This window comes from Bifidobacterium oedipodis, assembly GCF_012932425.1.
In the GTDB taxonomy this organism is placed as follows: domain Bacteria; phylum Actinomycetota; class Actinomycetes; order Actinomycetales; family Bifidobacteriaceae; genus Bifidobacterium; species Bifidobacterium oedipodis.
Genome location: NZ_JAAIII010000005.1, coordinates 222649 through 240994, shown reverse-complemented (window position 1 = coordinate 240994; position 18346 = coordinate 222649). Strand labels below are relative to the sequence as shown.

General features: G+C 55.4%; 16 protein-coding genes, 1 tRNA gene and 1 pseudogene. 5 read left to right on the top strand and 13 right to left on the bottom strand.

What is annotated here, in order from left to right:
* Positions 1-410 precede the first annotated feature (410 nt).
* From G1C95_RS09455 to G1C95_RS09440, 4 genes are all read left to right on the top strand, one after another.
* Positions 411-857, top strand: coding sequence for a type II toxin-antitoxin system RelE/ParE family toxin (locus G1C95_RS09455; RefSeq protein ID WP_169172691.1), 447 nt, complete (start codon positions 411-413; stop codon positions 855-857).
* A 17-nt stretch (positions 858-874) separates the two neighbouring features.
* Positions 875-1264 (top strand): hypothetical protein, encoded by a 390-nt coding sequence (locus G1C95_RS09450; protein WP_169172690.1) that lies wholly within the window; start codon positions 875-877, stop codon positions 1262-1264.
* Positions 1257-1670, top strand: coding sequence for a hypothetical protein (locus G1C95_RS09445; RefSeq protein WP_169172689.1), 414 nt, complete (start codon positions 1257-1259; stop codon positions 1668-1670). Before G1C95_RS09450 ends, G1C95_RS09445 begins: the two co-directional genes overlap by 8 nt.
* Before the next feature lie 680 nt (positions 1671-2350).
* Entirely contained in the window at positions 2351-3493 is a 1143-nt protein-coding gene (locus G1C95_RS09440; protein ID WP_169172688.1) for an ATP-binding protein, read from the top strand.
* Between the two features lie 207 nt (positions 3494-3700).
* Here the strand turns inward: G1C95_RS09440 and G1C95_RS09435 are convergent.
* The 6 genes and pseudogenes from G1C95_RS09435 to G1C95_RS09410 all read right to left on the bottom strand — a co-directional run bounded on the left by G1C95_RS09435 (position 3701) and on the right by G1C95_RS09410 (position 13167).
* Positions 3701-5018, bottom strand: a pseudogene (locus G1C95_RS09435) (IS3 family transposase).
* Positions 5019-5131: 113 nt separating this feature from the next.
* Complete coding sequence (locus G1C95_RS09430) at positions 5132-6046, bottom strand: HipA domain-containing protein (RefSeq protein WP_169172687.1); 915 nt, start codon at positions 6044-6046, stop codon at positions 5132-5134.
* A 54-nt stretch (positions 6047-6100) separates the two neighbouring features.
* Positions 6101-9208: a TOTE conflict system archaeo-eukaryotic primase domain-containing protein gene (locus G1C95_RS09425; RefSeq protein WP_169172686.1), complete on the bottom strand. Its 3108-nt coding sequence runs from the start codon at positions 9206-9208 to the stop codon at positions 6101-6103.
* Between the two features lie 510 nt (positions 9209-9718).
* Positions 9719-9803, bottom strand: a tRNA-Ser gene (locus G1C95_RS09420).
* Positions 9804-10026: 223 nt separating this feature from the next.
* Positions 10027-10827, bottom strand: coding sequence for a transglutaminase family protein (locus G1C95_RS09415; RefSeq protein ID WP_169172685.1), 801 nt, complete (start codon positions 10825-10827; stop codon positions 10027-10029).
* A 159-nt stretch (positions 10828-10986) separates the two neighbouring features.
* On the bottom strand, positions 10987-13167 hold the full coding sequence (locus G1C95_RS09410; protein WP_169172684.1) for a circularly permuted type 2 ATP-grasp protein: 2181 nt from the start codon (positions 13165-13167) through the stop codon (positions 10987-10989).
* A gap of 263 nt (positions 13168-13430) precedes the next feature.
* Between G1C95_RS09410 and G1C95_RS09405 the strand changes: the two genes are divergently transcribed.
* Entirely contained in the window at positions 13431-14342 is a 912-nt protein-coding gene (locus tag G1C95_RS09405) for a tRNA pseudouridine synthase A (RefSeq protein WP_169172683.1), read from the top strand.
* A gap of 179 nt (positions 14343-14521) precedes the next feature.
* On the opposite strand, the gene rplQ is transcribed toward G1C95_RS09405, so the two are convergent.
* The 7 genes from rplQ to G1C95_RS09370 all read right to left on the bottom strand — a co-directional run bounded on the left by rplQ (position 14522) and on the right by G1C95_RS09370 (position 18297).
* The gene (gene rplQ, locus G1C95_RS09400; RefSeq protein WP_169172682.1) at positions 14522-15040 is read right to left on the bottom strand and encodes a 50S ribosomal protein L17; all 519 of its coding nucleotides are present in this window, start codon (positions 15038-15040) and stop codon (positions 14522-14524) included.
* Between the two features lie 95 nt (positions 15041-15135).
* Entirely contained in the window at positions 15136-16131 is a 996-nt protein-coding gene (locus tag G1C95_RS09395) for a DNA-directed RNA polymerase subunit alpha (RefSeq protein ID WP_169172681.1), read from the bottom strand.
* Positions 16132-16211: 80 nt separating this feature from the next.
* Positions 16212-16610 (bottom strand): 30S ribosomal protein S11, encoded by a 399-nt coding sequence (rpsK, locus tag G1C95_RS09390; RefSeq protein ID WP_003814580.1) that lies wholly within the window; start codon positions 16608-16610, stop codon positions 16212-16214.
* 86 nt (positions 16611-16696) lie between these two features.
* Positions 16697-17074: a 30S ribosomal protein S13 gene (rpsM, locus tag G1C95_RS09385; protein ID WP_169172680.1), complete on the bottom strand. Its 378-nt coding sequence runs from the start codon at positions 17072-17074 to the stop codon at positions 16697-16699.
* 143 nt (positions 17075-17217) lie between these two features.
* On the bottom strand, positions 17218-17331 hold the full coding sequence (gene rpmJ / locus G1C95_RS09380; protein ID WP_003808136.1) for a 50S ribosomal protein L36: 114 nt from the start codon (positions 17329-17331) through the stop codon (positions 17218-17220).
* 21 nt (positions 17332-17352) lie between these two features.
* Entirely contained in the window at positions 17353-17571 is a 219-nt protein-coding gene (infA, locus tag G1C95_RS09375; RefSeq protein ID WP_003808114.1) for a translation initiation factor IF-1, read from the bottom strand.
* A 159-nt stretch (positions 17572-17730) separates the two neighbouring features.
* Complete coding sequence (locus tag G1C95_RS09370) at positions 17731-18297, bottom strand: adenylate kinase (RefSeq protein ID WP_169172679.1); 567 nt, start codon at positions 18295-18297, stop codon at positions 17731-17733.
* Positions 18298-18346 lie beyond the last annotated feature (49 nt).

The following is an 18346-nucleotide window of genomic DNA, read 5'->3' as shown; positions in this document are numbered from 1 at the left end:
AGGTAAGATGGGTGTACCGGCCCATGGGCCCTCCCGATGTCTGGTTGTCGTAAGCAAACACCATGCTATCGGGAACCCATGGGCCCATATCATTCACACCCGTTGCACTTGCTCTGAAAATTCAAGAGGCATAAATCGTAACGTTTTACGAGACTGGGCGTCGGTGCTCACCAATCGTGCAGCCCCCGACAAGGCTCCGCAGGAAATGCCGGAAACCGCACAAGCAGACGACACACAGAAAGATGCAGCCTGAATAATCGCCTATCATTAAAAGTCAATGTTCATCGAGGAATAACGGGGGGTGAAACATGGATGAAAAATCGTTGTGTTTCCAGCTAGCCGAATGCCCACGTCTATTCCACTGCTGCACCAGTGCCCCTGTCTCTGCCTCCACACGCCCAAACTGCTACGTGAAGGACGACATCAAACGTGTGGCTACCAGTGATTTCCGAGCAAACGGAGCAAGATACGCCATGCTGGGAGCAGTCCTCGGATTGATTCACCATGCAGAACAAGGAGATCTTGACGCAACAGACCCCATTCCGGGGCAGAGCAGCGATCCAATACATAAAATCGTGTCACAGCCGGACATATGGGAATTGAGATGGAAGATAAGAGGAAATCCGTATCGTCTGTACTATGCCGAGGATATAAGTGAAAAGCCCGAATTTGTGGGGCTGAGCTTCGTACGGAAAAGCACCAACGGCACTTCAGAGGAGATAAGGCAATGGCAGAATCAGGATGCCGCTCAAGCGCAAGAACGGTATCGACATGCCCAACCCTTTCAATGGGGACATACAACCAAACGCAAAAGGTGCGAATATTGTTTCGGCGATTCGATTAGCGATCTCCTGTAGATAGTGAAGGACAAACAATGGCTTCCCAAAGACTTGAGGATTTGCATACTCCGGAGCAATACATAAGACTGGCCGCGACCTTGGAATCGGATTGGCTGAAACTAAAACACTATCTTGTGCAACGTAGGAAAGATCTCACCGATCCGAAGCATCTAGCTGATTTCCTCGACATCACCGAGCAAGAGGTTCTTGATTTCGAACAGTATGATTACGACCCCACGAAATCACAACTCAACGAGTATGCAATGGCTCTAGGGGTACGAATCCAACCCACTGCGCATGAAGTGGCCAATAGTGAGACGACCATATTCGCCAACAACGAACATGTCGCCGATATCGCATCTTCGCCAATCAGTCTGCCGGATTCACAGTTCTCTACGCTAGGAAGAGTGGTGCAAAATGTCTGAACAGAATCTCGTCAAGCAATACCAGCAAATTGGAGCGTCCGCCTCGATCAAAAAACTGGTATCAGATGATGACAGCATCCGATACGCTATGCGTATGAACTTCGCCAATGCTCCGGTGAAGTCGGAAGACATTCAAGCATCACAAGCCTTGTTACTTAAAACATCTGTGGCATTCATTCGATATTCCGCCGCAGACAGCCTTGATCCACAAGCTGATCCCGTAATTGATGCGGAATCAGTATTTTTCGTCAAGCCAACAATAGCAAATGCAGATGCTTACAAACTCGTCGTCGAGCTATGGCCCGTCATCCGCTATTCAATCCTGACTCAGGTCAGTCTTCTCGGGAAAGATATGTCGCGATGGCTGCCTGTCAGAATATCAACATCAGATATCATCCAAGACTAATCTTCCGTGCGAAGCGGTATTCTTTGCATGTACGAGGGTTGACTCGGCTTGGCATAAAGGCTGTGGTCCCCAAGGGGGCGTTGCGATTTTTCGCTACGCCCCCACTTCGTTTCATCAAAAGAGATGAATTGAACAACAACCAGGACGAAGCAAGATTTCTCCCCTGCCGAGAGATGGCCACTAGAATGCTGCTGTCCGTATTGGCGAACACTGACCGATTTGCGGCAGATTCTTTTACAGCTAACAACACACCCTGAAAAGTCACGCCCAACTGACCGCATTCGCTCAAGCAACTACTTCGCTGACACCTACGGAGGCGAGATTAGAAGCATATATCGGCATTTGTAGGTGCACGGAAACTCGATCCCGACATTGCAGCACCCCCAAAACCGCAGAATATCAACGATTCCAAATTGTCCCCAGTCATGCAGCACAAGGACAAACACCTACGAACGGCCTAATAGACCTCAAAACCAGCCTCCGTAGGTGTCATACCGGGCAGCATCCAAAGATATGAAAAGATAGAAAAACATAAACAAAGATATGAAAACATAAACAAGGATATGAAAGGATAGAAAAGATATAACTCAAACGAAACTTAACTTCAACAACGTCGAAGCATGTTTACCGCGACACTCAGGATGTTGAAAACAAGCTGAACCAGAAAGGAGATCTGCACAATGCTCGCAACTGTCAACCCGTTCCGCCCTTCGGCAGGAGCAAATCCACCGGAACTGCTCGGCCGTGAAGAGATCCTTGACGAATTCGAAGAATCACTGATCTCCGGCCCTGGTTCGCCCAGCCGTCTGCTGCGCATCACCGGTAGCCGAGGTGCAGGCAAAACCGTGCTACTCAACGCCTTGGGCAACCGCGCACGCATTCACAACTGGCAGGTGCTTGACGAGACTGCCACTCCAGGATTCATCAACCAAATCATCTTTGCTCTCGAAGAAGCAAGTCAGCATAAAACCGTCAAATCAATCGACCTTCCCAGCCTCGGCGTTGACGGCATCGGCAGTATCGAGTTAGGCAGCATTGAATTCGACAGATCCACTCTGCCATTAACCATTCGACGCACGCTCACCGAATGCTTGGAACGTATTGCCAAGCACCATCCCGAACGAGGTCTGCTCATCACCTTGGACGAAACACAAGGTGCCGATCCACAAGCGTTACGCGCATTAGCTACAGCGGTGCAGCATCTCATTCGTGAAGATCGGAATATCGCCATCGCCTTTGCAGGCCTGCCAGGGATGAGTTCATTCCTTCTACATGACGAAGTCACGACGTTTCTACGGCGAGCCACACCCGTCAATCTTACGGACATCCCGCTCGACTTGGTAAAAAGTTCCTTCACCAGTATCCTGAACGCTCACGATTACACCATTGATCAGAATGCGCTTGACGCGGCCACCGCCGCCACCTATGGTTACCCGTTCATGATTCAGCTGGTCGGATACAACATCTGGCGTCGCGCCAAAGATAACCACATTGATCTTGCAGCGGCCCTCTCCGGCATCGAATCCGCGCGTATCCGTCTCGGTGGCACTGTGCATGAACCCGCCGTAGAAGACCTATCTGACGTGGACCGCACATATCTGCTTGCCATGGCACAGGACGACGGCCCATCCCGCACTGGCGATGTAGCCAAACGCATGGGACGAGATTTGCAGTATGCAGGCCGATACCGCGAACGTCTCATTCAAGCAGGCATCATCTATCCGGTCTCATACGGCTATGTCGATTTCACCATACCCTATCTCAGGGAATGGCTGCAACAGCATGCAGCCACACTGGTCATGCAACGCTCTTCGCAAGCATAACGCCGGAAAGACATGCCGGATTAACGTTAGCAAGATAAGTCACGCGTTGCATAACACCTACGGAAGCGGGATTAGAGGCATATTTCGGCATTTGTAGGTGCGCGGAAACTCAATTCCGAAATTGCAGCACCCCCCAAAACCGCGGAATATCAACGATTCTAAATTGTCCCCAGTCATGCAACACAAGGACAAACACCTACGAACGGCCTAATATGCCTCAAAACCAGCCTCCGTAGGTGTCACCCTGAAGTGGCCTGATTTTTGTTCCGCCTTTATAGTGAGGCGGCTTGTGTCGCTTGGTGTTGATAGTACTCGGTTTCCACCGCTTCCGGTGTCCTGTAGCCCAGGGATTGGTGCAGTCGCTTCGAGTTCCACCACGCCACCCAGCGGAACGTCGCCAGTTCCAGGTCGGCGAGATCCCGGAACGGCTTGCGCCGCCGGACGAGCTCGGTCTTGTACGCGCCGTCGGCGGACTCGGCCATGGCGTTGTCGTACGAGTCGCCGACCGTGCCGGTCGACGGCAGCATCCCGTATTCCATCACCCTGGTGGTGTACACGAGGCTGATGTACTGCACTCCGTGGTCGGAATGGTGCACGAGCCCGTCGGTCCCGCCATGCGACGCGGCCCACGAGATCGCCTGCTCCAACGCCTGCAGGGGCAGTTCCTCGGTGTTCATGGTGGCGGCGCACGCCCAGCCGACGATCCGGCGGGCGAACACGTCGGTGACGAACGCGGTGTAGCCGAACGAGCCGTCGGCCATGCGCACGTAGGTGATGTCGGCCACGTGCAGCCTGTTCGGCGCCTCGGCCTCGAACCTGCGTTCCACGAGGTCGGGTCTGCCGCCGGCGCCTTTCGCGGGTTTGGTGGTGACGGGCGTCTTGCCGCGCCTGACGCCTCGTATACCGAGCCCGCGCATGATGTTCATCACCTGGTCGCGGCCGATCTCCCCGGGAACCCAGCCCTGCGCGATCAGCTGGGCATGCATCTTGCGGTAGCCGTACACGGCCATGAGGAAATCCGAGTGAATCTCCATGACGTCCCGGGCCAGCGCCTCGTGGCGCGCCCGCATGCGGCTGACGGGACGGGACCTGAACATGCGGTAGCCACGTTCCGTGACGAACCCGCAATCCAACGCCGCCGCCAGGGTCCGGCAGATCGGCCCGACCCCGAAACGATCCCGATATTCGTCGACGTACGCGACCATCAGGGACGTGTCGGGTCGAGCCGCGCCGCGAAAAAAGCCGACGCCGTCGTCAGGATCTCGTTCGCCCGGCGCAGTCGCGCAACCTCGGCGCGCAACCGTTTGAGCTCGGCCATCGCGTCCTCGGCCGACTGCTTCGTCTCCTCCGCGGCCGTCGCGTCCTGCGCGTTGCGCCAGCGTCTCAGCGTTTCCGGTGCTATCCCCAGGCCCTTCGCCACCGCGCCGATCGCGCTCGTCTCCGACGAATACGAGGAACGCGATTCCGTCAGCAGCCTGACGGCCTTCGCCTTGAACTCCATCGTATACCGTGTGCCCTTTGCCATGGTTCCATCATCTCCCATCAAGTTAGAGGAAATGCGGAACAAAAATCAGGTCATATCACCCTGAATTACCAAATACTTGATCCAGCGTCATGCTGGCCTCATAGCAGAACGAATTACCGGCTCTTCCAAGTCGGAACAAAGATGCTCTCGTAGCGGTATCGCATCACACGTCGATGATATTCACGATATTCATCGGTCATCACGGTAACGCCATAGGCCTGATCCGGCACCATATCCAGAAGCGTATCGAACGCATCGGCATCATATCGCTCCATAAATCTGGCAAAGGCCTTATTGCAGTCCTCATCCTGACCAGATGCAATGTATTTCAATGGAGCAATTGGCTTGCCACGATCATCTGTATAGCAGGAACGCACATCGAACGCATCCTGGCGAATCAAATCAGCATCGGACAGCCTACGGTCGATACCCCCATCTGTACGCTTATTAAAGAACGAGCTGCCATTGTCATACACGGGAGCAAGCTCAGCCGGCTGGCCGCCACCGGTAAGAATGCCCCAGTTCGTATTATTGCGATCAATGTTGCGAATGAACGCATCGATGACAAACATATTCCAGAAACGTTCAACCACGCCATTAATCTCCATAAGAATGGGAATACGGTGCAGTGCAGCACGTACGTCAGCCAGTACAACGCCACGACCGCTGGAGGGGGCCTCGGAAAAACCCGGCTCATCATCAGATAGGGAGTTTTTCAAATCATGGAATTCAACCAATCGGCGACCAGTATCGGTGAAGTCATGGCAGGCACACACCAATTTCCCATCTCGAATGCCCAACATGGTGTCATGAACGGGGACGCCCAACATCGCATAGACATGCGATCCCAGATATTCCGACAATGGAGCCGACGTATATGAAGGAACCGAACCTTCAAGATGGCGGGTGGGACCTGGATATTTGAGTATCCAATCCGCCCCATTCCAAGTGACGCCAACCTTACGGCCCGCGTCACCGCCATAGAATCGTCCCGAAAGAGGGGCACCTTCGAAATTCGCCAGTTCCATCACGCACGACATTCTACCTGAAAAACCAAAGCCCCAAAAAGCCTTAGCTCCGCATCATCCAATCAGAGGCCTGACGCCATAACGCTGATTGGAAAGCAGCATTCTTGCAAGGGCCGGATCAACAGAACGAATCGAACAGTCACCAACGTTCCTTGATCCACACCTCAATAGAGGCAAACTGCCATACCATACCAGCCGATCATCAAACACCGCGCAATCGGCACACCATTCGACTTCACGCACCATGCAGCCCAAACGTTCCAACCGCCGAAGCAAGGCTTCCACACGACTTTTCACAGCCCGCGAAGCATTCTCACGTATCTGCAGATCAATATGTATCACGACACCACGCTGAATGGCAGATGCAAATCTTCCCTCAAGGGATTTGAGCGCAACATTGGTAGCCACGGTCGCAGCAATGGTAATCGACCTCTGACACATGGCAACATCATCCAACAACATTGATGTATAACCATCTGCGAAATACATGCATGGCTCCCCTACACTCCCATTCGTCGTTCCTTGCAACGGTTCGGACGCCGTATTACGAGCCAGTCGATATCCCAACTTGGCATATGCTTTTAATCGACGGCGGTACATGCGTTCCAACATTGGCACACCCACGTCCACATAATCATAAACCAACACCTCATGCTTGCCAACAAAATCACGGTGCAATCGCCCAACTGCTTGAGATACCGGCCCTTCCCAAGAAGCAGGCGCTGCCAAGAACAACGTATCCAACCGTGGAACATCAAAACCTTCTCCCGCATACGATAGTGTTGCCACAATAGCCAAGGGTTCGCCCGCCGGCAAGAATCGAATACTCTCCAGCACAGCACGCCTGTCAGCCTTATTTGAAACCTGACCGGTGAGTAATTTGACATCATCGCAACCTCGTTGCTTCAACATCTTGGCCAAGTGCTTCGCATGGTCAACGCGTTTAGTCAACACTAAAGGCGCATGTCCGCCGGCGAGCGCGGCTACGACATCATCGACAATCAGCTTGTTCCGAGATTCACTTGAGCACACTGCCGATAGGTAATCATTCAGCGTGGCAGACGATCCCAAATCCATATTTATCGCAGTAAAACGTGGCACCAGCCGCCTTTCGAACTGCTGTGACGCCATCTGCTCAGCAACATCCACAGTATGCCGGATCGGGCCACAATGCATAAACGTCACCAGCTGCATACCGTCTTCTCTCTTCGGCGTTCCAGTCAAACCATATACATATTTCGCGCGCACAGCCCTTGCGATGGCCTCGTGACCAGAAGCAGCCACGTGGTGACACTCATCAAAAATAACCAAGCCATAATCGTTAACCATATCTTTAACAGTTCGAGCACCAGTTTCGCCGTCTTTTTCAAACAATGATTGGGCGAGCGCAATGTCAATGATTCCGTTCGGCTCGTTTCTGCCATCCCCCACTTGACCTATAACTGATGGTTGTCGCTTGGCCAATCGACCAGTTTTCGTCATTCTGGGAACAATCGTCTCACGAATATCAAGCATTGCCAATAGGGATGTACGCCATTGCTCCAGCAAGGCCGCCGATCTCAACACAATAAGTGTTGAGATCTTCAATTCGCCAATAATTGCAGCCGCAATTACCGTTTTGCCAAAACCGGTCGGTGCTACCAGCACACCATCGTCATGCCGTAGCATTACTTCTTTTGCCTCAACCTGACGAGGCCACAGAATCCCCTTGAAAGAGACATTAATTGCACTCCCCTGATACCGTCGATCCTCAACAACTGCGTTGATTCCATTCTCTGATAGCAACCGCAATAGCGATTCCTCACAGCCGCGTGGAATCATGATGGCATCGCTTGTCTCATCCCCAAGATCAATGATTCGTGGTTTGCCCCAGACAGGTTGCCTCATGGTTTGAGCCCGATAGAAATCGGGATTGGCGAACGCGGCAAGCCGACGGATAGCATTGCGCACTGATGGCGGCACATCTTGCTTGCCAATCTCTAACATGTTGGATCGCACAACCGTTATCATTTGCGGCATACTCACGTTCGTATTGCCGCTTTCCGAAGTGGATTGTCGTATAGTTGGCTCATTGGTATCGGACATATCCGCCACCGTGTTCTGCTCTTTCGCAAGTTGTCCGAGCGAACCATACGGTTTCAGAGCAATGACCTCGCGTATCTTCTCGACGTTCACCCGTTTCATAGATGCAAGAAATGCCCACTGATCTTCGTATGGATTAAATGCCTCATCCACGAATACGCTGTTGCCGTTATCACGCGCCTTTTTCTGCAAGGGCAAAGCAATGAGATTGCCAAATCCTCCCGTAGGAATCATGTCTTGATTGGGGAACAAACGGTCATAAGCAGTGAACTCATTGATGTCTCCAGATTCAGCCCCCAATGTCAGTATCGTTTCTCCGAAGCGTCGAGACACGGCTCCATCGCATAGCTTGTCGAAGAAAAACCATACATGAGCGCCATTGCCCGACTGGGAACGTTCCACAGCGCACGGAATCTCAAGATTCTTGCAAATGCCACGCACGCACAAGACCTCGCGCTGCCACTGTCCCTTGTCGAAATCAATGGCCAGAAACCAAGTCTGGTTACGTTCATCCATCGGATAGATGCCAATAACATTATTCAAGTCTTCGCGCACCTGTGTAAAATGCGCAAGCAGCACCTGATCAGTCAATTCATCGAATCGTCGATGCTTGCACTCTCCGCATTTGCCACCACGCCCCATCTTCAGCAAGCACAATCCTGGCTTCCATTTATTGGCACATGACGGAGAAAACCCCTGCGTTCCTTTTCTTGTATTGCGCCATTTACGGGCAAACATATCTTCACGCCCATGAAACAGCGAGCGGAATAATGCAAGTTTCCGTCGTGCAGAACTCCCCGCAGTTACAGGCTCATCGCTCGCTGATACCGACCGCGTTGCAGCATACAAGCATCCCACACCTGCTAACCATTCCTCCATCGTGGCATATCTATATTCGCCAATCTCGTTATGACTACAATCTGCAGGCTTTGCCATGTCATCAGCCCGTGATGCCGGCATGCATACCACCATTGATTCTCTGGCATCATCGTCCACATGCGGAACCACTGCAATCAAGCGATACCGCTGTTGGCCCAACAACGCCTCCGTCTTTATCCCCTCAACATTGTCAACATCCATGCGCGAACTCCTTCGTTCAATTCTGTCAATCTCTACCATGCAGCATAGGCAGTGCAAGATTCATCTATATTTCGTCACATAGAGGTTGCAACTATCTGCGTTACTGGTAGTGGATTCACATGTTTGCGGACATCGATCTGCGTTACGGGTAGTGCCGTTTCGCCTGTATCTCATGTATGAGCCTTGGAATTTCGCCGAATATATTCAGCATATGCGCGAAACGGCACTACCCGTAACGCAGATTGATGTCTGCACGAGGCAAAATCCACTACCAGTAACGCAGATCGCATGAAGTGAACCCGGGTTCACGGTCAGGCTCCCGTGCATCGTGATACGATTCATTTCGTAACCTTTGTGATAAGCCGACGTAAGCCGACAATCACACTGAAGGCCCGGTATTGTGAACTGCCGGGCCTTTTGCTTATCGGGGGTTAAGTGACAAAACGTAGACATACCACCATTTTTGGCATGAAAAAAGGGTTTTGAGCGATTGGCTCAAAACCCTGTGGGCGGATAAGGCGAGATTCGAACTCGCGGAGGGGTTAACCTCACACGCTTTCGAGGCGTGCTCCTTAGACCGCTCGGACACTTATCCATTGCTACCAAAACGGCAACTTGAACATTATGCCACATTCCGGCGACGTGGCAAGTTATGGCATGACATCCCGCGTGTTCTGACACATGATGCCACATCATGCCCCATACAGCAGCCGGCTGCAATGCACTGCATGCATTGCCGTCATGATGCCCATTTACTGGCAAACAGCACCAACACCGACGCTGACATCAGCACCAACCAACCGACGAACAAACGCACCTCACGCATTCTGCTCATGCACGGAGGCATTCACCCACTGATGCTGCTGCACGTTGTATCCGGAGAAGATGCCGATGTCGAGCATACAATCGCGATAATCACGGCCGTGGGCGATGGTGATGTAATTGTCGTCAACCATGCGGTTGTGCGTGGGGTCCAACCCGATCCATCGACCGTTCTGATAGACCTCCACCCATGCATGGGTGGCACCTTCACCGCCGAGCAGACCGGCAATATATCGGGCGGTAATCCCCACATGACGGCAGACGGAGAGCATCACATGCGCGTAATCCTGGCATACGCCCTTGCGCTGGGCCAACGCCTGTTCGGCGGTGGTGCGAATGGTGGTCGATCCGGGCGTGTATACGAACGCCTTGTACACCTCGTCCATCACTTCGGCTGCCTGCTGCACAACGGTCGCATCCTGCGGTAATGCCGCCAAACGCCCGCGGCACACATCAATCATCGCTTCCACACTCAGGCCTGGAATGGTCAGTGCGGAGTTGAACCGATACAGCGGCTTGTAGATCTCCTGCTTGATATGGTCGTTGTCCACGAAGGCGATGCCAGTAACCGAATAGCTGAATACGTCATGGGGTTCGGGAATGAACCCGGTCATCACCACGGAATCGAAGGAGTCCACGGTGGTTTCAAGCTCGGTGTCTGGTTCGAGCTTCACCTCGACATCAACCACCTGTTGGCGCGGACCAGTGGCGGGGATGCAGCGAAGCTGGAATCGATGGTCGGTGACCGGTGAGCTGAACGTGAGTTTCATCTCATAGTCGAACACGAGTTTTTTCACGACGTCTCCTGAGGGATTCGACTGGCGGCTAGCGGCGTAAGCCATGGCATGCAGACGGCACCAGCAGCCAGCACATGCGGCAGGGGCACACAGTCACACGCATGGTTACGCAAGGTTACGCAGGGCAATGTGTGTCCCCACCATAGCATCCAATGCCGCTCAGGGGCGCTTGGCGTCCATACTCATGGCGCTTAACGATCCCATGTCTTTGATGGCCAGCGCGCTGACACGACCGGAATAGTCTTCCAAGTACTTGTTGAGCTGCTTGGCGAGTTCATCATAGCCACGTGCCGGCAGCTGGCCGATCAGCCAGCTCAAACCTTCGACGAAGCAGCTGGGCAACGGCATACCGTCAAGCGTCATGGAATAGGAGGCGAGCTTGCGCATCGGCGCGTCCATTTCTTCCATCGACAGACCGAAACGCGTGTACAGGTCAATGCGCTCCAGGTATTTGCCAATGAAGATGAACGCTTTCAGCGTGGGATCGACCGGAGAGTTCTCGATGCCACCCCAGAAGGCGAGCATGTCGTCGGCAATGTCGCGCTGATTGTAGATATCGTCGGCGTCGGTGGCGTTCTTGGCTGCCGACGTGATGTTGGTCACCGCCAGCTCGACGTATTGCAGCAAGCGCGAGCTTAGTTCCGGGCGCAGAATCACCGCGTTATTGAATGCGGCGGTAACCGCGTACCGCACGGAGTCCGGGTTGGAGCCGTCGTAGAGGAAGTTCTGCACGAACTCGTCGAAGTCCTCGAAATCCACCGGCAGATCCAGCGCCTGAGCGAACGGGCGGAACGCATCCACATCGGTGTCCATCACGCGATCATAGAAGGGGAAGAACTGGTTCAACGTGGTGAATGCACGCTCCGTGTAACGGCCCAACCAATAGAGATTGTCGGCTTTGGATGCGGTGACCAGCGACAACGAGTGCCGGCGCGACTGGCTGAGCAGATTTACCACCTGCATTTCGGCACCCTGCTCATGCTCCACACCACTTTCGGGTGCCAACACCCACGTATCCTTGAAACCGCCGCCCTGCGAAGAGTTGACGATCATCTGGCCAGGCACCGACGAGTAACGGGTCAGGCCCGAATACCACACGTGTGTGTTCTTGCCGGTCACCACGAAGGCACGCAGATCGCATTTGCGTGGCGACATTTGGCCGGTTTCGGGGTCGACCACGTCGATGTCGCGGAACTGGATGACCTCCTGCGCGATGAAGCGGCGTGGCTCCTGCTTGATGCGTTCGGCGAGATCCGCGCGCCCGGCCGTGTCAAGCGACGAGCCGAACACCACGCCGTAGCCGCCTGCTTCGGCCACGTCCTTGATCACCAGTTCGCCCAGTCGGTCAAGCACCTGCTTGCGGTCGGCTTCGAACATTGGCATATAGGTGGGCGCATTCTGCAGAATCGGCTCTTCGCCCAGATAATACTTGATCATCTGCGGCACGAAATAATAGATGGCCTTGTCGTCGGCCGCACCATTGCCGGGTGCGTTGATAATGGCCACGTTGCCCGCGCGATAGGCGGACAGGATGCCCGGCACGCCGATCACGGAATCAGGGTTGAAGGCAAACGGATCAAGATATTCATCGGACAAGCGGCGGTAGACGGCACCCACGCGGTGGCGCTTGCCGGCATAGTCAAGGAAGTAGACCTTGTTGTCCACCACTTCCAGATCCTCCGGGAAGGCGAGCGCCGCACCGGTTTTTTCGGCCAGATACGCGTGTTCGAAGAATGCGGAATTGTAGCGACCTGGGGTAAGCACCACGGCGATGCCTTCGGTGGAGACGAAATCCATGGCTTTGCGCAGCAGGCGCGGGTATTCGCGGTTGTCGCGAATGTGCACGTCGCGGAACAGGCGCGGCGAGATGCGGCGTTCGATATCGCGCACGAACAGCGGGTAGCTGGCACCGGAGGGGATGCGCAGATTATCCTCCAGCACCCACCATTTACCGTCCTCCCCCTGCACCAGGTCTTCGCCGGCGATGTGGGCGAATACGCCGCCGGGAGGCGTCACGCCATTGACCTGCGGGAAGTAGCCGGCGGAGGTATACACATATTCTTCCGGTACCACACCGTCGTGAATGATTTCCTTGTCGGAATAAATGTCTTTCAGGTAGGCGTTCAGCGCGTTGACGCGCTGTTTCAAGCCTCGTTCCAGCTCGTCGTATTCATCGGATTCGATGATGCGCGGCACTGGATCGTAGGGAAATAGCCGATCATGGTATTCACCGTTTTTGTAGATGCCGAAACGCACGCCGTTGCGCGACAGCTCGCGGTTGATCGCCTCGCGGCGGTTTACTAGTTCATGCGCCAATCTGCGTGCCGCGGATTCGATCATTGCGTCTCTCCTTTGATCTCAGCCTGCAGGTACAAGCCCGTGCAGGCGTGCTCAACTCACGGCCGGCTGCCGTCTGGGTAACAGGCCGCAAGTCCTCTGTCGGCAACGCAAGACTGCATATCACCCGCACGTTTTCGCGCGCGAGGAACCGCAGACGGTGCTTGCCGCTTGATGGCTACAACCTATCCCCCTGCCGTTTCTGCAAATGCACTGGTTTGTTACGCGCAGGTCACCAACGCCGCGGTATCGCTACAATATGGCCTATGACACGACTGCGCATTGACTTGGCATATGATGGTGGCGACTTTTTCGGCTGGGCCAAACAGCCGGACAGGCGCACCGTGCAGGGCAGCATCGAGGCGGCATTGCACAAGGTATTGCGCGTGGATGATGCCGATGAATCCGAACCGTTGCGCCTGACTGTAGCCGGCCGTACCGATACCGGAGTGCATGCGTCGCATCAGGTTGCGCATGTGGATGTGTCTGATGAGGTGTTGCAGCGTTGCGTGGGGCATATGCAGGTATCGGCACCTGATGCTCTGGCCCGTCGGCTTAGGGCTGTGCTGCCGAAGGATATCGCGATTCACCGGGTGAGCGTCGCCCCTGATGGGTTCGATGCGCGCTTCTCTGCGCTGGAGCGTACCTATATCTATCGCGTGGCCGATAGATTCGCTGAGGTTGATCCGCGACTGCGCGGCTGCGTATTGCAGTTGGATGAAGACTTGGATCTGGAGCTCATGAATCAAGCTGCGGCGATGACAATCGGTTTGCATGATTTTGGTTCGTTCGCCACGCCCAATCCGGGAGGCACGACGATTCGTGAGGTCAAAACCGCGTATTGGCGCAGGATTCCCGTCACACCATTGGTTGGGGACGATATGACGATGGGTGAGGCTTGGCGCACGCCGTCGCTGGAGTCCGGGTTGGCGGTGTTTACGATTGTGGCGGACGCCTTTGCCCGCAATATGGTGCGTTCCTTGGTCGGCTCGTGCATCAAGGTTGGTTCGGGGCGCAAAACGCTGGATTGGTTCGCCGATAAAATGGCCAATCCTGTGCGTGAGGGGTCGTCGGGGCCTATTGCTCCGCAGGGATTGACGCTGGAGCATATCGCCTATCCCCCGGATGATCAGCTTGCCTCACGCGCAGAAGCGATTCGCGCCGTACGCACGCTGTAAGTCCCAGTGCTATAGGACACGACCTGCGTCCCACAGTAAACGCTCCCGCAGTAAACGCTGAGACTGCCACGGCTGCAACAACCTAGAAATACCAACCACAGCAATACGTCAGAAATACACAAAGGGCTGGAACCCAATCGGATTCCAGCCCTTCATTATCGCTTAGCGAAACGCTATGCTCACTCGGCCTTCTCGGCTTCGGTGGCCTCAGCAGCTTCCTCAGCCGGAGCCTCGGTAGCAGCGGTCTCCTCGGTCACAGCTTCTTCAGCCTGAGCGGGAGCTTCTTCGGCAACCTTGGTGGTAGCTTCGGCTTCCTTCACCACAGCCTGCTTGGCGGACACCGGCTCGGTGACGAGCTCGATGATAGCGGCAGGAGCGGCATCGCCCACGCGCGGGGCGATCTTGACGATACGGGTGTAGCCACCCTCACGCTGCTCCATCTGCTGGGCGATCTGGGTGAACAGAATGTGCACCACGGACTTGTTGCGGATGACGCGCATCACGCGACGACGGGAGTGCAGATCACCGCGCTTGGCGAAGGTGATCAGGCGCTCGGCCAGCGGGCGGAGGCGCTTGGCCTTCGGCAGCGTGGTGACGATACGGCCGTTCTGGAACAGGCTGGTAGCCATGTTAGCCAGCATAAGGCGCTCGTGCGCGGGGCTGGACGCCAGACGCGGGCCCTTCTTGGGTGTAGGCATGGATTTACTCCTTATTGTCCGTTAGGGCTGCAGGTGGGCATATGCCCGAACATCCGCAGCCCATTCACAACGGGCGGTTGGTCAAAAGTGGCTGATCACTCGTCCTCAGGCGAGAAGAAGGTGCCACCTTCGAGGTTATTGGTGTCGAAGGCCATCGGCGAAGCCTTAAGGCTCAGACCCAGGGTCTGCAGCTTTTCCTTGACTTCATCGATCGACTTCATACCGAAATTGCGAATGTCGAGCAGATCCTGCTCGGTGTGGGAGACGAGCTCACCGATGGTGTGGATGCCCTCACGCTTGAGGCAGTTGTAGCTGCGCTGCGTAAGGTTGAGATCCTCGATCGGAACAGCCATCTCGGGGTTGGATTCCTCAGCCACCGGGGCCGGGCCAACCTCGACGCCTTCGGCCTGGGTGTTGAGCTCACGGCACAGGCCGAACAGCTCGACCAGGGTCGAACCGGCGGAAGCCACCGCATCACGCGGGGAGATGGCGGGCTTGGTCTCCACGTCCAGAATGAGCTTGTCGAAGTCCGTGCGCTGTTCGACACGGGTGGCCTCGACCTTGTAGCTCACCTTGAGCACCGGGGAGTAGATGGAATCAACCGGGATGCGGCCGATTTCATCATTGTCGCTCTTGTTCATCTGCGCGGGCACATAGCCACGGCCACGCTCGACGGTGAACTCGATTTCGAGCTCGCCATCCTCAGCGAGGGTTGCGATGTGCTTGTCAGGATTGGCGATGGTGACGCCAGCCGGCGGGGTGATATCCCCGGCGACTGCCTCGCCCTTGCCACTCTTACGCAGATACATGACCACAGGCTCGTCGTACTCGCTGGTGAGCACGATGCCCTTGATGTTGAGCAGGATCTCGGTGACATCCTCCTGCACGCCCGGCAGAGTGGTGAACTCATGCAGGGCGCCGGAGATACGCACGGAGGTCACGGCAGCACCGGGGATGGAGCTCAGCAGCGTGCGACGCAGCGAGTTGCCGAGCGTATAGCCGAAGCCAGGCTCAAGCGGCTCGATGGTGAAGCGGGAGCGCTGCGGATTCAGAGATTCCTCGGTCAGAGTCGGACGCTGTGCAATAAGCACTGTGGTTATCCTTTCAGCTTGAACTCGGTGGTGCACTCACCGGTCAGGCGGTTTTGGATTGGTTTGGTATTGCTGAGTGCTCAGACGCGACGACGCTTCGGAGGACGAACGCCGTTGTGGGCTTGCGGGGTGACGTCGGTGATGGAACCGACCTCAAGGCCCGCGGACTGCAGGGAGCGGATGGCGGTTTCACGACCGGAACCCGGGCCCTTGACGAACACGTCGACCTTCTTGACACCGTGCTCCATCGCCTTGCGGGCGGCGGACTCAGCAGCCATACCAGCGGCGTACGGCGTGGACTTGCGGGAGCCCTTGAAGCCGACATCGCCACCGGAGGCCCAGGACACCACGGCGCCGGACGGATCGGTGATCGAGATGATCGTGTTGTTGAAAGTGGACTTGATGTGAGCCTGGCCGACCGGGATCGACTTACGATCGCGACGACGGGGCTTACGAGCGGCTTGCTTAGGCGCTGCCATTGACCCTCGTTTCCTAGTAACGAACTTATCTGTTTGACGTCCAGGCGATGGGATTGTTCATCCCGTGGTCTGGAACATGCCACCGATTACTTGGTGGCCTTCTTCTTTCCGGCAACCGTGCGCTTCGGGCCCTTGCGGGTGCGAGCGTTGGTCTTGGTGCGCTGACCGCGCACAGGAAGTCCCTTACGGTGACGCTGGCCTTGGTAGCAGTTGATCTGAATCTTGCGACGAATATCCGCGTCGATTTCACGACGCAGGTCACCCTCGATCTTGTAGTTGGCTTCGAGGTAGTCACGCAGCGTGATGAGCTGCTCGTCAGTCAGATCCTTGACGCGGGTATCCGGGTTCACACCGGTCGCGGCAAGCGTTTCCTTGGCACGAGTGCGACCCACACCGAAAATATAGGTGAGGGCGATCTCGATGCGCTTCTCATTGGGGATGTCGACTCCGGCAAGACGTGCCATTGCGATTCCTTCTGGTTAACGTAGGTCTTGCACCCATTCGTCCGGTTCCCCGGCACGGGCCTACGTACCCGTGGTTCAGTGTCGTTCCCAGAGGGAAGCACTGTGATTGAGTGCCTTGTTTACTTAGTGCCGCTGGAATCTGCTCAGCCCTGGCGCTGCTTGTGGCGCGGGTTGACGCAGATCACCATGACGCGGCCGTGACGACGGATCACGCGGCAGTTTTCGCAGATCCTCTTCACACTAGGGCTGACCTTCATGGTTTTCCTTTACTTGTACCTTTACTTATAGCGGTACGTAATACGTCCGCGGTTGAGGTCGTACGGGCTCATTTCCAGTACGACACGATCCTGGGGAAGGATGCGAATGTAGTTCTTACGCATCTTGCCGGAGATGGTAGCAAGCACAATATGCTTGTTCTCCAGTTCAACGCGGAACATCGCGTTCGGCAGTGCCTCCACTACCTGACCTTCGACTTCGATCACACCGTCTTTTGCCATGCGCCTGAAGTTCCTATCCTTTGGACGATTACACTGTTGTGTTTAGTGAGGCGTAATTACCCCTGAAAACACACCAACTTGCAAGAATACACAAGAGGGGCCCCAAACCAGCACACGGCGTGTCGGTTTGGAGTCCCTCTTGTGTATCAGTACCTAAATTCAGCGAGCGTCGAGAGCGGCGACGATGTTGGCCTGGATGGCGTCGACGTCACCCTCGCCGTCGATGGCGACGAGCTGTCCGCGCGAGGCGTAGGTGTCCAGCAGCGGAGCGGTCTCCTTGGCATAGGTCTCAAGACGCTTGGCAATGACCTCCGGCGTATCGTCGGTGCGGCCCTGCTCTTCGGCACGCTTGGCCATGCGGTGCATAAGCACATCATGGTTGGCGTCGAGAGCAACCACGGCGTCCAGCGGGGTGCCGAGGTCTTCGAGCATGGCGTCCAGCGCCACAACCTGGGAGGCGTTGCGCGGGTAGCCGTCGAGAATCCAACCGTTCTTGACATCGTCCATGGCCAGACGGTCCTTGACGATCTTGTTGGTCAGTTCGTCCGGAACCAGCTCACCCTTGTCGGTGTAGCTCATGGCTTCAAGACCGAGTTCGGTCTTGTTCTTGATGTTGTAGCGGAAGATGTCGCCGGTGGAGATGGTGGGGATGCCATAGTGCTCGGCGAGCAGCGCGGCCTGGGTGCCCTTGCCGACGCCCTGGGGGCCCATGATCAACATGCGCATGATGGTTTTCCTTTGCACGTAATTGGATTACTGAATGGTTGTGGGTTGA